Source organism: Bacillus sp. XB1 (genome assembly GCF_053557995.1).
The window spans coordinates 54472-67902 of sequence record NZ_JBNRIL010000007.1; the positions used below are offsets into that span (position 1 = coordinate 54472).

Here is a 13431-nt window from a genome sequence, read left to right on the forward strand (position 1 = left end):
TTCTAGATATAATTATTTGTATGTTCTTGCCCCCTATAATTGTTCTTCCACTCTAGCAAACCAGCTACACATATAAAGAGATTAATAACAGTTAATATTAGCATGAATTTCCGCCTTCTCATTATCCATTCCATCTACGGTAAGTCTTTTCTTTTTACAACATTCTCTTAAAGATGATATCGTTTTTATAACATATCTCTACTAGAAAGGAATAAAGAATATGCTAACTAAACATCGAATTTTATTTATTGGTGCCGGTCGTATGGCAGAAGCTATATTTTCCGGATTACTTAAAACAAGCAAAGAGTACATCGAAGAAATTATCGTCTCTAATCGAAGCAACGTAGAAAAGCTAAAACAGTTACAACATCGATATAATGTGTCTACTGCAACAGATTGGAAACAGCATGTTACATCTGTTGATACGGTTGTTTTAGCAATGCCACCTTCTGCTCATGAAGAGTTATTAGCTGAGCTATCTCCGTTAATATCAAATCAACTAGTCGTAACAGTCGCAGCTGGCATTGGACCATCTTATTTAGAAGCTAGACTCCCAAAGGGCACGCCTGTTGCTTGGATTATGCCTAATACAGCTGCTGAAATTGGAAAATCTATCTCCTTATATACAATGGGACAATCAGTAAATGAGATGCATCAAGAAACCCTGCAACTGCTTTTAAAAGGTATTGGTACTTCGCAACTTTGTACTGAGGAAGAAGTTCATCAGCTTACTGCAGTTACTGGAAGTGCACCAGCCTTCCTTTATTACTTTGCTGAAAGCTTAATTGAAACAACAAAAAGTTATGGAGTCGATGAAGAAACCGCAAAACATCTTGTCATTCAAATGATTTCTGGCTCTGCTTCTATGCTCGAACAAACGCAAAATCCAGCTAACCTCCGCGAACAAGTAACAACGCCAGGTGGTTCCACAGCTGAGGGTCTCAAAACTTTATACGAATATAATTTTTCAGAGGCAATTCAAAAAGCAGTAGAAGCAACAAACAAAAAAGCTAGGGGGAAATAATATGATTTTAACAAGTTTAAAAGACTATACAACATTACATAACGGTGTAAAAATGCCTTGGTTTGGTTTAGGTGTTTTTAAAGTAGAAGATGGTTCAGAAGTAATTGATTCTGTAAAAGCAGCAATTAAAAATGGCTACCGCAGCATCGATACTGCAGCAATCTATCAAAATGAAGAAGGCGTTGGACAAGCGATTCGTGAATCCGGTGTTTCACGCGAAGAATTATTTATTACCTCAAAAGTATGGAATAGCGATCAAGGATATGAAACAACACTTCAAGCATTTGAAACTACATTAGAGAAATTAGGTCTAGAATATTTAGATTTATATTTAGTACATTGGCCTGTAAAAGGGAAATATACCGAATCATGGAAAGCATTAGAAAAACTTTATAAAGATGGCCGTGTTCGCGCTATCGGTGTGAGTAATTTCCACATTCACCACTTACAAGACGTATTTGAAATTGCTGAAATTAAGCCAATGGTCAACCAAGTGGAATACCACCCACGTTTAGCACAAGAAGAGTTACATGCATTCTGTAAAGAACATAATATTCAGCTTGAAGCTTGGTCACCATTAATGCAAGGACAACAACTAGATAATCCAACGTTACAAGAAATTGCGACAAAATATAATAAATCAACTGCGCAAATTATTTTACGCTGGGATTTACAAAACGAAGTTGTAACAATTCCCAAATCAATTAAAGAACATCGCATTATTGAAAATGCAAACATCTTCGACTTTGAATTAAGTGCTGATGATATGAAAGCAATTCAAGCTTTAAATGAAGATCGTCGCGTTGGTCCAGATCCAGATAACTTTAACTTCTAGTAGAAAAACCACTGCCCTATGCAGTGATTTTTCCATTTAATAAAACTGAAAATTTAAACTATATTTCATTTAGTTGACACTTCATTATTCAAGGTGTAAGATTTTGAATTATCAAAGAAACACAAAAATTAATAAAATTTATTCGTTTACTCATTGTATCAAGAGAGGTGGAGGGACTGGCCCTTTGAAACCTCGGCAACAGGTTCATTTTGAATACTGTGCCACTTCCTGCAAGCTTTATGCTTGAAAGATAGAATGAGGGACTTCGTTTATATACGGGTGCATAACTTGTACGTAAAAATCCCTCTTTCTCAATATGAAAAGAGGGATTTTTTATTTTTCATTTCCCTCATCATCATCCAAACTTAATTATTTAGGAGGAAAATCAAATGAAAAAGAAGTTTGTACCCGGTATTGCATCAGTTGTAGGAGTAAGTATTTTATTAACTGGTTGCGGTAGTTATAAAAACGAAGCAAGCGGAGCAAATGCAAAAGACGAGGCACCTAGTAAACAGGTTTTAAACTTATCTTCACCTACTGAAATACGAACAATGGATACGGCTCGTGCTACAGATACTGATTCTGGTCAAGTAATGAGAAACGTATTTGAAGGTTTGTATAATCTTGGTGAAGGTAACAAACCTGTTCCTGGTGTTGCAAAATCTCATGAAGTAAGTGGCGATAAAACGAAATACACATTCCATTTGCGAGATTCAAAATGGTCAAACGGCACTCCTGTTACAGCTAAAGATTTTGTGTTCGCTTGGCAAAGAGCCGTAGATCCAGCAACAGCCTCTGAATATGCATTTCTATTCTTTGATATTAAAAACGCAACAAAAATTAACAACAAAGAACTTCCAGCCGACCAACTTGGTGTAAAAGCAGTTGATGACCATACGTTTGAGGTAGAATTGGAGCGTCCTGTTCCGTATTTTATTAGCTTAACAGCGTTCCCAACATTTCTACCAATTAACGAGGAATTCTTTAAAGCACAAGGTGATAAGTACGCTTTAGAAGATAATACAATCTTGTACAACGGAGCTTTTACACTAAGCGATTGGAAGCACGAACAAAGCTTTAAATTCAAGAAAAACCCTACCTATTGGGATAAAGATACTGTCAAACTAGAAGAAATCAATTTTAACATCGTAAAAGAAAAATCAACAGAAGTAAATTTATTCGAGTCAAAACAATTAGATCGTATAAAACTAACATCTGACTTCGTCGATAAATATAAAAAGGATGCTAACTTTAAAGAACGTCCAAACGTAGGCGTACAATTTTTACGTATGAATCAACAAAACAAAGTGCTTCAAAACGTTTCTGCACGCCAAGCAATTGATCAAACAATTGATAGAAAATCCTTTGTAAATACGTTATTAAATGATGGATCTACACCAACATTTGGTCTCGTTCCAAAAAACTTTGCAAAAGGACCTGAAGGAAAAGACTTCCGTACTGCAAATGGCGATTTAACAAAAGTTGATACAAAATCTGCACAAGAGTTATGGAAAAAAGCTAAACAAGAGCTTGGTTCTGAAAAGATAACATTAGAATTATTAACGAGTGATGCTGACCTTGATAAGAAAACTGGTGAATTCTTAAAAGGACAACTAGAAAAGAATCTAGATGGATTAACAGTAAATATAAAACCGCAACCGCGTAAGCAACAAGTTTCGCTTTTATTAAAAGGTGACTACGAAATCGGAATTGATGGCTGGAGCCCTGACTTTGCGGATCCAATTACATTCCTTGAGCTATTTACAACGAATAACCCTTATAACTTAGATCATTACTCTAATAAGGAATTCGATGAAACAATAGCAAAAGTGAAAACAACTTTAGCTGGTGATGAAAAAGCTCGCTGGGAAGCATTACTAGCATCCGAGAAAATATTATTTAAAGACTCTGTTATCGCTCCTCTTTACCAAAAAGGCGAATCTTATTTAGAACGTTCTTATGTGAAAGGAATTGTGCAAGTAGACTTTGCAGGGCAATTAAACTTCAAGTGGGCAAAAATTGAAAAATAAAGTGAAACTTTAATAAGTGGGGGTTTCTTCATCCCCACTTATTATTAGCCCACACCAATTGTTTTTTTAGCAAAATATATTAAAAATAGGTTCTCTCACACATGAAAATCGCTTTTTCAATATATTATTCTAAGAAATTAACAATCTATTTTTATTATTGACATATAGTTCTTTCCAGTGTTAATATTCTAAATAATCAAAGAAACGAAATATTTCACCATCAAAATATAATGTCTACTACGTTGAAACATATAACGATAGATTATAGATCAACATGTATATACATATAGAACACCTGATTACCTATAAACAAATATTTATAATAGGTTTTATCTCCTTCTATAGCTACTTCAAGACATGGACATTATGACGTTACGAACAACACATTTAGGGAGGAACGAACAATGAAGAAAAAAGTTATACCTGTTGTTGCATCTGTTTTAGGGGCAAGTCTATTACTAACTGCTTGCGGGGGAAATAAGGATAATGCAAGCGGAGCGAAAGCAAACGATAAAGCACCTGATAAACAGGCAATTAACTTATCATTCGCTTCAGAAATTCCAACAATGGATGTTGCAAAAGCAACGGATGGGGAATCCATGAACGTAATGCGCAATGTTTTTGAAGGGTTATATGCAATGGGAGAAGATAATAAACCGGTTCCTGGTGTCGCTGAGTCGGTTGACATTAGTCCCGATAAAACAAAATATACATTCCATCTGCGTGATTCAAAATGGTCAAACGGTACTCCTGTTACAGCAAAGGACTTTGCCTTCGCTTGGCAACGTGCCGTAAATCCTGATACAGCAGCTGAATACGCATTCTTATTCTTCGATATAAAGAATGCGAAACAAATAAACCAAAAACAATTGCCAATTGATCAACTAGGGGTCAAAGCTGTTGATGACAAAACGTTAGAAGTGCAACTAGACCGTCCTGTTCCCTACTTCTTAAGCTTAACGACATTCTCAACATTCTTACCAATTAATGAAGAGTACTTAAAATCTCAAGGTGATAAATATGGTTTGGAAACAAATCATTTAATTTACAACGGTGCTTTCACATTAGAGAACTGGAAACATGAACAAAGCTTCCAATTGAAGAAAAACCCTAACTATTGGGATGCTAAAACGGTAAAATTAGAAGAAATCAACTTCAATGTCGTTAAAGATAAGTCTACAGAAGTGAACTTATATGATTCAGGACAAATTGATCGTGTTGCTTTAACTGCAGAGTTTGTTGATAAATATAAGAGCGATCCAAACTTCAAGGAACGCGCTGAAGTCGGCATTCAATTCTTACGATTAAATCAAAAAAATGAAACATTAAAAAATCAACATGCACGCCTTGCTATTAACGGCGCAATGAATAAAAAAGCTTACGTAGAAACAATTTTAAATAACGGCGCTGTTCCAGCTGAAGGAATGGTTCCTGCGAAATTCGCAAAGAGCCCAGAAGGCAACGACTTCCGTAAAGAAAATGGAAATCTAGTCAAGGATGATGTGAAAACAGCGAAAGAAAACTGGAAAAAAGCAAAACAAGAACTTGGTACTGACAAAGTAACAATCGAACTATTAACAAGTGACAATGCTTTAGCTAAAAAGACTGGTGAATATTTAAAAGGTGAATTAGAAAAGAACTTAGACGGATTAACAGTGAATTTAAAACCACAACCACGTAAACAACAGCTAAAACTACTATTAAGTGGTGACTATGAAATTGGTATTGACGGCTGGGGCCCTGACTTCGCTGATCCAATTACATTCTTAGATCTATTTACAACAGATAGTGCTTATAACTTCGATAAATACTCTAACAAAGAGTACGATGAGCTAATTCATAAAGTGAAAACAGATTTAGCTGGCGATGAAAAAGCACGCTTTGAAGCAATGAAGCAAGCTGAAAAAATTCTATTACAAGACGGCGCTGTCGCTCCTTTATACCAACAAGGTCGTTCTTACTTACAACGCTCTTTCATTAAAGGACTTGTAACAACTGACTTCGGTGGTGAGTTTAACTACAAGTGGACAGAAGTTGCAAAGTAACAAAAGTAAAAGGTATCCCATGAAGGATACCTTTTTACTTTTATACAACTTTAACTACAGAGCTTCCTCTTCCCTTTGCCATTCCTTTTATAGCTAAAATCATACCTGCTACTAATTGTATAACCAATACAATAACTAATAATGAAATAATATTTCTTTCTAAACTAACTCCTCCAAATATTATTGTATAATAGCCATTTCCTGCATATATTGCAGGAAATAATTCACTGATTGTTTGGTATGTTTTAGAAAGCATTTCATGTGGTACAATTACACCCAAACTTACAAGTTGTAACGATAGTGAGATGATATTGAAAATCATACCTGCATCTCCAAAAACAGTTACAACCATTTGTGTTAATGAAAGAAAGGCGAAGAAGACTATTGTCAATAATCCTCTTTTCCTTCTTTTTGCATTGAACCAAAACTCATCATACATATAAACACAAACATCAAATATGTTCTCCACGTCAAAGAAGGTATATGCCCTGACCAAAGATAGCTAACTAAATAATTAACTCCCATAATACAAGACGATATTACTAAACTAATACTTATTAGTTTTACATATTTGAGCATATCTTTTCTCCTTGTTTTTTATTTTTCTACTTCTTCAAATTGTAGATTCACCGGCTCTTCTAAAAGTGTTTCATAAAAGTTCTCTGCCAAATCTGTTGAAGGAATTTTTTCATCTACTTCATCAAATCGAATACTATCTAGCCACACACAACCTTCTCCTGATAATAAAACACCAAATGCAATACCAAGTGCTTCTTCTTTTATATCTAATACAACCGAGTACGATTGCCAGTTATTCGTATTTTTAATGGGGCGATTTTGCATATTATCCATAGCGAGCGGTTCTGTATCTTTTCCATCTACTCGCATCCACAATCCTGCCCAATCTCTTACATTTTCACTCTTAATAAATGCTGTAAAACGTAATCTCTTTCCTACATATTTATCCGCTCGGAACATTTGCATTAATGTTGAAAATCCTCCGTGCGTAACATTCTCTTTTGCTTTTATGTATGCAGATACTTTCCCCTGATGGACAACTTCATAATCTAAACCCATCTCATATTCAGCAGGATGACTTCCACTTAAGATCCATCCTTTCGGTATACCTTTTTGCATTGAAACACCCTCTCTTTCTATATAAAATGACTGAAAGTACTTTCGATATTTCTTTGGTGGCAATTGAAACATTCTTTTAAAAGCTCTCGTAAATGCCTCTTGTGAGGAAAAACCGTATTGCACTGCAATATCAATAACAGCTCTCTCCGTTGACACTAAAACTTGCGCAGCATGAGTTAACCTTCTCTTTCGAATATAATCTGTTACACTCATCCCAACATATCTTTGAAAGATGCGATGAAAATGGTACATCGATACTGCACTGTGAGATGCCACTCTTTCTGTTGTAAGCTCCTCATGTAAGTGATTCTCTATATATTCAATTGATTTTTTTATTATCTCTTTATATTCTTCATGCATTTTAGCCCCTCCTCACAACTTCAATTTACCATATACATACAAATCTTTTTTGATTTAAATTGCGGATTAGCCCTTGCAACTACAGAATAATAATTTATTTTCAACACATACATAATTACATGTTTTTGGGAAAAACTTGTATAGAACGAATTTACATAAGGAGGAATTTATAATGAGAATTCTACTATCAGTTTTATTAGCTCTTATGCTAGTACCTGCATTAACAGGATGTAAAGCTCCTGCAAAAGAAGACACAACTTCTAATAAAAAGACGACTGAAGAAGCAAAAAATGAGGCTCCTGCAGATTTAAAACTAAACTTCAATGAATTCGATTTAAAGGCAGACTACCAAGATACAAAGAAAGACTACGAAGCAGACTATAAAAATGTAGCAGCTGATAAGAAAATGGAAGCAAAAATTGAAGATCATAAAGCAGATGTAAAATTAACAGGAGACGAGGCTATCACAAAATTAAGCCCACTCTTACAAGAATTAAAATTTGATAAAAATACTGCTGACCAAGAAGTAATCGATCAAGTAGTGAACGTGTTCAAACTTGATAAAGACTATCAAAAATTTGATTTAGAAGTTGTCTTCTCTGATGGAACGAAAAAAGAATACAAAAGAGAAATAAAATAAAGAAGTAGGCGGTTGCCTACTTCTTTATTTTTTAATTTTTGCGTATCTTAATTCTGGACTAGAACCAATAATGAATTGGACACCAGATACTGATGATTTTTGTAAATATGAGGCACTTGGGAAAATAATTGGGATTAATGGTGAATCTGTAAACATAATATCTTCCGCTTTATGTAATAATTCAAAGCGCTTATCCTCGTTTTGTTCAACTTTTGCTTCTTTTATTAAAGCGTCAAATTCTTTATTATGCCACTTTGCATAGTTATTCGGACCATCACCTGCATATAAATCTAGTTTAGTAATTGGATCTAATAAAGAGCCGCCCCATCCCATATAAGCTAATTGGAAATCACTTTGCTTGTATGTGTCGATGTAACTCTTCCACTCTTTATTTTCTAATTTAATATCTACGCCAAGATTTTTCTTAAACATTTCTTGCATTGCTTCTGCTACTTTTTTATGTTGTGTATCTGTAGTGAATTTTAATGTTACTTCAGGTAATGTAGACCAGCCTTGTTCTTTCATGCCTTCTTCTAATAACTTTTTCGCTTCTGCTGGATCAAATTTAACGTAATCACCTTTTTCTTTACGGAAATCACGGCCACTTTGTGTTTTTGCTCCTTCTGGAACGAATGCATATGCTTCTTGCGCATTATTTTTATACAATTTTTCAACGATAAATTTACGATCAACCGCTAATGAAAATGCTTTACGTACCTTCGCATTTGTAAACGGCTCTTTTTCTACGTTAAACGAATAAATATACGAAGAGAAACCTGCAACACGCTTATATTCTTTATTTCCTTTTTCTTTTTCGATCATCTCTTGTGGTAAACCACTTAGTAAATCTAATTCTTTGGATTTAAATAATTGATACGCTGTTTTAGAGTCTGGAATAATACGAAACTCAATTTCTTTTAGAGTTACCTTTTTATCATAGAATTCTTTATTTTTTTGTACTGTAATAGCCTGGTTATGCTTCCACTCTTTTAACGTGAATGGCCCATTCGTAATTAACTCTTTTGGATCTGTTTTTAATTTATTATTATCATCAATCGACTTTTTAGCTAATGGAATAAATAGTGAGCTTGCTAGTTTTTGTTTAATAGAAGCAACTGGGTGTTCAAGGGTTACCTTTAATGTTTGAGGATCAACAACTTGAATACCAACTTGCCCCTCTTCACCTTTCCCAGTATTATACGCCTCTGCCCCTTTAATAAAATACATTTCTGTCGCATTCATAGAACCCGTTTTTGGATTTAATAATCGCTTCCATGCAAATTCAAAATCATTTGCTGTAATAGGCGAACCATCTGACCATTTAATATCTTTCTTCAAATGAATTGTATATTCAGTTCCATCAGCATTTACTTCTTCTTTCTCCGCTAATTCATTTTGATATTTCCCATCACTATCTTGCGTATATAAACTTGAAAACAACTGCCCAATTATATAACCTGACGTGCTATCTGTTGCAATAGCAGAATCAAGTGTATATGGATCACTACTAATATTCGTTACTAATCGATCTCCTTCTCCCTTACCAGCACTCGCCTTTGGCGTTTCTTTCTTACCGCAAGCAACAGAAGTAATTGCTAAAACAGTCATAATGACAAACAGTAAAAACTTCTTCATCCTACATTCTCCTTTAACCTGAAATTTTTGGTGTTGATGCTAATAATGTTTTTGTATAAGAATGTTGTGGATTACGGAATACTTCGTCCGTATTTCCAAATTCAACAAGTTCTCCTTTGTATAAGACAGCTACTTTTTCACATAAATAGTGAACCATCGGTAAATCGTGAGCGATGAATAAATATGTATAACCTTGTTCTTTTTGGATTTTTTGCAGCAGATGTACAATTTGAATTTGCAATGAAACGTCTAATGCTGAAATTGGTTCATCAAGAATCAATACTTCTGGCTCACACAATAACGCTCTTGCAATAGCGATACGTTGACGTTGTCCTCCGCTAAATTCATGCGGATATCGATCAATATATCTTCTATCTAATCCAACACGCTCCAGGGCATCACCCGCTACTTTATCCTTCAATCCTTTATCACCTAAACCGAATGAAATATAACCCTCCGTTACGCTATCGCGTATTTTCCAGCGCGGATTTAATGCAGCTGTAGAATCTTGAAAAATGAACTGTACTTTCTGTAAAAAATCTCGCTTATGAGCTGACTTCAGCATGTGAACAACTTGACCGTTATAATCAATTTCACCAAACGTTGGACTCTCAATCCCTGCTATGAGCTTTCCAAGTGTTGTTTTTCCTGAACCACTTTCACCAATAATGCCAAGTGTTGTTCCTTTCGGGATAGAAAGTGATATATCTTTTAACGCTGTGATTTCTTTACTTTTACTTCCATATGTTTTCGTTACTTGCTTTACAGTAATTAAATCTGTCGTCATGAGGCATTCACCTTCTCTTTTGATTTCGCTTTATTATGCTCCAGAACATGCTGCCAGCAATGTGAACTATGCTCCTTAGAATACGTTGTTCTCTCTGGGAAACGATGAATACATTCTTTTATGGCTACTGGACAACGATTTACAAAAGGACAACCAAAGCTATTTAATGTTTCAATGGAAGGTGTCGTTCCTTCTATAGCACGTAATACCTTTTCGGAAACATCCATATTCGGAATGGCTTGTAATAAGCTTTTCGTATATGGATGTTTAGGAGAACCTATTACCTCCTGTATCGTTCCTTTTTCAACAACACGTCCCCCGTACATAACAACTACTCGATCAGCTACCTCACGTACAAGTGCCAAATCATGTGTAATTAATAAAATACTCGTATTTTGTTTTTCTTTTCTTTCTTTTAATAGCCCCATAATTTGTTTCTGAATCGTTACATCTAACGCTGTTGTCGGCTCGTCTGCAATTACAAGCTTTGGATGACAAGCAAACGCAATTGCTAAACAAATACGTTGCCTCATCCCCCCGCTTAATTGATGTGGGTACTGTTCAAAGCGTTTCTCTGCTTCATGTATCCCTAAATCTGTTAACAAGTTAATCGCAATTCCCTTTGCCTCTCTTTTCGACTTTTTCCCATGTTGCAAAATTACTTCTGTAATTTGTTTGCCTACCTTCATCGTTGGGTTTAAAGATGAAAGCGGATCTTGAAATATAAAGGAAATATCTTTTCCGCGAATTTGATTCCATTCTGATTCTTGTAAATTCGTTAATTCCTTTGATTGGAAAGATACATTTCCATCATCGATATGAATTAATTCTTGATTCAAGCCGATAATGGATTGTGCTGTAACACTTTTTCCTGAACCACTTTCTCCTACAAGTGCAACTATTTCACCTTCGTTAATAGAAAAGGAAACATGTTTCACAATTGCTTGCTTACTATCCTCTTTTTCAACGGCTAACGTTACGTTTTCTAAAGATAAGATTTGTCCCATGTTTTTTCTCCTTTCGATTCCGTTTGACGATTTTTGGATCAATTGCATCTTGCAAACCATCACCAATTGCATTAAATGCGAACATAATGAGTGCAATCATGATTGCTGGGAAAAATAGCTGCCACCATTCTCCGCTCAATAATGTCCCGAGTGCATCATTCGTCATCGTCCCCCAACTTGCCGCTGGTGATTGTACCCCAAGTCCTATAAAGCTTAAAAATGATTCTGAAAAAATAGCTGCTGGAATTGTAAATGATAAATTGACGATAATAATCCCTGTTAAATTCGGAATTAAATGCCCATATATAATTTTCATATGTGATGTACCTAATCGCTCTGCTGCAATAACAAACTCTCGTTGTTTTAAAGACAATACTTGTGCTCGAATGAGACGAGCCATTCCAATCCATCCCGTTAATGCAAGGGCGATAATAATGGTGAAAAGACCTGGTTTCATAACAATTAATAGTAAAATAACAATTAATAAATATGGGATGCCGTATAATACTTCAATTCCTCTTATAATCCACTCATCAATTAACGTTCCAAGGCGATTACGCCCTCTCACATATCCACTAAATCCACCAATCAGTACACCGAGCCCTATATCGAGGGCAGCTGCTACTAATCCAACTGTTAGTGAAATCTTCCCACCAGCCCAAGTACGTGCCCAAATATCTCTCCCTAGATCATCTGTTCCAAACCAATGTTCACTACTCGGCGGTAAATTTGTTGCCTCTTTTACTTGTTCACTCGCAGTAAATGAAGTTAAACTTTCGCCAATAAGCGAGAAAACAATAATTAGCAATAACGTCACTGTTCCTAAAACTGCGATTGGATTCGATATAAACTTACGAAACACTTCTTTCTTTCTGCTAATCGTTTGCTGATTTTTATTTATCGTTAATTCTTTTTTCTCTTCATTTGTTAATAACTGGTCATTAATTTCATAAGCCCCCATCTAAACATCCCCCTCCTTACGTAATAGAACGAATACGTGGATCAACAATACGGTGAATAATATCTGTAATGAAAATACAAGTAATTAATAATGCACTATAGAAAATTGTTGTTCCCATAATCACCGGATAGTCTCGGTTAAAAATACTATCTACAAAATATTTTCCTAGGCCAGGAATTGAAAAGATTTTTTCAATAACGAAAGTCCCCGTTAAGAGTCCAGCCATTAACGGTCCAACAAATGTAAGTACTGGAACAATCGCATTTCGAAGAGCGTGTCTTATAATAATCTTCTTAATTGGTATGCCTTTTGCTCTTGCTAACTTAATATAATCACTCTGCAGTACTTCGATCATATTAGAACGAACAAACCTTGTAATCACTGCGATTGGCCCTAACGCTAACGCAAAGGATGGCAATACTGTATGTTCGAATGTTCCCCAAGAGGCTACTGGTAAAAGCTCGAATTGAATAGCGAATACTTGTATAAATAGTGGTGCTAAAATAAAACTTGGAATAGAAATACCTAGAATTGCGAGCAAACTCACACTATAGTCAATTACTTTCCCATGATATAGAGCAGCAAATGTACCTGCAGCAATTCCGACTAACAACGAAATAACAAGTGCTTGTAGACCAATAATTGCTGATGGACCAAAGCCAGTTGTTATAATTTCTGATACACCTTGCCCGGTTGATTGAACAGATTCACCAAAATCAAAATGAACTACACCGTCTAAATAAGCCACATATTGATTCCACAACGGTTCATCAAGGTGATACTTCGCTCTCATGTTTTGGATCACTTCTTCAGGAAAGATTTTTGCATCTGATGAAAATGGATCCCCCGGAATAATATGCATAATTAGAAATGTCACCGTCGTAATAACCCATAGCGTGAACACCATAACTGATAATTTTTTAATTACATACACTTCAATAACCCCCTAAACACATATATTTACTTAGTT

General features: G+C 35.3%; 13 protein-coding genes, 1 pseudogene and 1 riboswitch. Of the genes and pseudogenes, 5 read left to right on the forward strand and 9 right to left on the reverse strand.

Going from position 1 to position 13431, the window contains the following annotated elements; translation table 11 throughout:
- Positions 1–2: 2 nt before the first annotated feature.
- A pseudogene (locus tag ACK1U5_RS26455) lies at positions 3–104 on the reverse strand (nicotinamide riboside transporter PnuC); the annotation flags it as partial.
- Positions 105–220: 116 nt separating this feature from the next.
- On the opposite strand from ACK1U5_RS26455, the gene proC reads away from it, so the two are divergent.
- The 4 genes from proC to ACK1U5_RS26475 all read left to right on the forward strand — a co-directional run bounded on the left by proC (position 221) and on the right by ACK1U5_RS26475 (position 5934).
- Entirely contained in the window at positions 221–1024 is an 804-nt protein-coding gene (gene proC / locus ACK1U5_RS26460; protein WP_000956278.1) for a pyrroline-5-carboxylate reductase, read from the forward strand.
- 1 nt (position 1025) lies between these two features.
- Positions 1026–1859: an aldo/keto reductase gene (locus tag ACK1U5_RS26465; RefSeq protein ID WP_113710828.1), complete on the forward strand. Its 834-nt coding sequence runs from the start codon at positions 1026–1028 to the stop codon at positions 1857–1859.
- A 152-nt stretch (positions 1860–2011) separates the two neighbouring features.
- Positions 2012–2116, forward strand: a riboswitch (SAM riboswitch).
- Positions 2117–2248: 132 nt separating this feature from the next.
- Positions 2249–3889 carry a peptide ABC transporter substrate-binding protein gene (locus ACK1U5_RS26470; RefSeq protein ID WP_000726464.1) on the forward strand — a complete coding sequence of 547 codons (1641 nt, stop codon included), beginning with the start codon at positions 2249–2251 and terminating at the stop codon, positions 3887–3889.
- 404 nt (positions 3890–4293) lie between these two features.
- Positions 4294–5934, forward strand: coding sequence for a peptide ABC transporter substrate-binding protein (locus ACK1U5_RS26475; RefSeq protein ID WP_000730942.1), 1641 nt, complete (start codon positions 4294–4296; stop codon positions 5932–5934).
- Between the two features lie 40 nt (positions 5935–5974).
- Here ACK1U5_RS26475 and ACK1U5_RS26480 read toward each other — a convergent pair whose 3' ends face one another.
- Genes ACK1U5_RS26480 through ACK1U5_RS26490 form a run of 3 tightly spaced genes read right to left on the reverse strand, consistent with a single transcriptional unit; the run spans position 5975 to position 7431 of the window.
- Entirely contained in the window at positions 5975–6325 is a 351-nt protein-coding gene (locus ACK1U5_RS26480; RefSeq protein ID WP_000156942.1) for a hypothetical protein, read from the reverse strand.
- The gene (locus tag ACK1U5_RS26485; protein ID WP_000922552.1) at positions 6322–6513 is read right to left on the reverse strand and encodes a hypothetical protein; all 192 of its coding nucleotides are present in this window, start codon (positions 6511–6513) and stop codon (positions 6322–6324) included. Before ACK1U5_RS26485 ends, ACK1U5_RS26480 begins: the two co-directional genes overlap by 4 nt.
- Before the next feature lie 18 nt (positions 6514–6531).
- Positions 6532–7431 (reverse strand): helix-turn-helix transcriptional regulator, encoded by a 900-nt coding sequence (locus ACK1U5_RS26490; RefSeq protein ID WP_000544203.1) that lies wholly within the window; start codon positions 7429–7431, stop codon positions 6532–6534.
- 172 nt (positions 7432–7603) lie between these two features.
- Between ACK1U5_RS26490 and ACK1U5_RS26495 the strand changes: the two genes are divergently transcribed.
- Positions 7604–8071, forward strand: coding sequence for a YusW family protein (locus tag ACK1U5_RS26495; protein WP_001221553.1), 468 nt, complete (start codon positions 7604–7606; stop codon positions 8069–8071).
- A gap of 24 nt (positions 8072–8095) precedes the next feature.
- On the opposite strand, the gene ACK1U5_RS26500 is transcribed toward ACK1U5_RS26495, so the two are convergent.
- Genes ACK1U5_RS26500 through ACK1U5_RS26520 form a run of 5 tightly spaced genes read right to left on the reverse strand, consistent with a single transcriptional unit; the run spans position 8096 to position 13395 of the window.
- The gene (locus tag ACK1U5_RS26500) at positions 8096–9706 is read right to left on the reverse strand and encodes a peptide ABC transporter substrate-binding protein (RefSeq protein WP_000714099.1); all 1611 of its coding nucleotides are present in this window, start codon (positions 9704–9706) and stop codon (positions 8096–8098) included.
- A 13-nt stretch (positions 9707–9719) separates the two neighbouring features.
- Positions 9720–10493 carry an ABC transporter ATP-binding protein gene (locus ACK1U5_RS26505; RefSeq protein ID WP_000205679.1) on the reverse strand — a complete coding sequence of 258 codons (774 nt, stop codon included), beginning with the start codon at positions 10491–10493 and terminating at the stop codon, positions 9720–9722.
- Positions 10490–11500, reverse strand: coding sequence for an ABC transporter ATP-binding protein (locus ACK1U5_RS26510; protein WP_069605351.1), 1011 nt, complete (start codon positions 11498–11500; stop codon positions 10490–10492). Before ACK1U5_RS26510 ends, ACK1U5_RS26505 begins: the two co-directional genes overlap by 4 nt.
- Positions 11457–12461, reverse strand: coding sequence for an ABC transporter permease (locus ACK1U5_RS26515; protein WP_000501529.1), 1005 nt, complete (start codon positions 12459–12461; stop codon positions 11457–11459). Before ACK1U5_RS26515 ends, ACK1U5_RS26510 begins: the two co-directional genes overlap by 44 nt.
- Positions 12462–12477: 16 nt before the next feature.
- Positions 12478–13395, reverse strand: a complete 918-nt coding sequence (locus ACK1U5_RS26520; RefSeq protein ID WP_000289322.1) for an ABC transporter permease — start codon at positions 13393–13395, stop codon at positions 12478–12480.
- Positions 13396–13431: the final 36 nt, after the last annotated feature.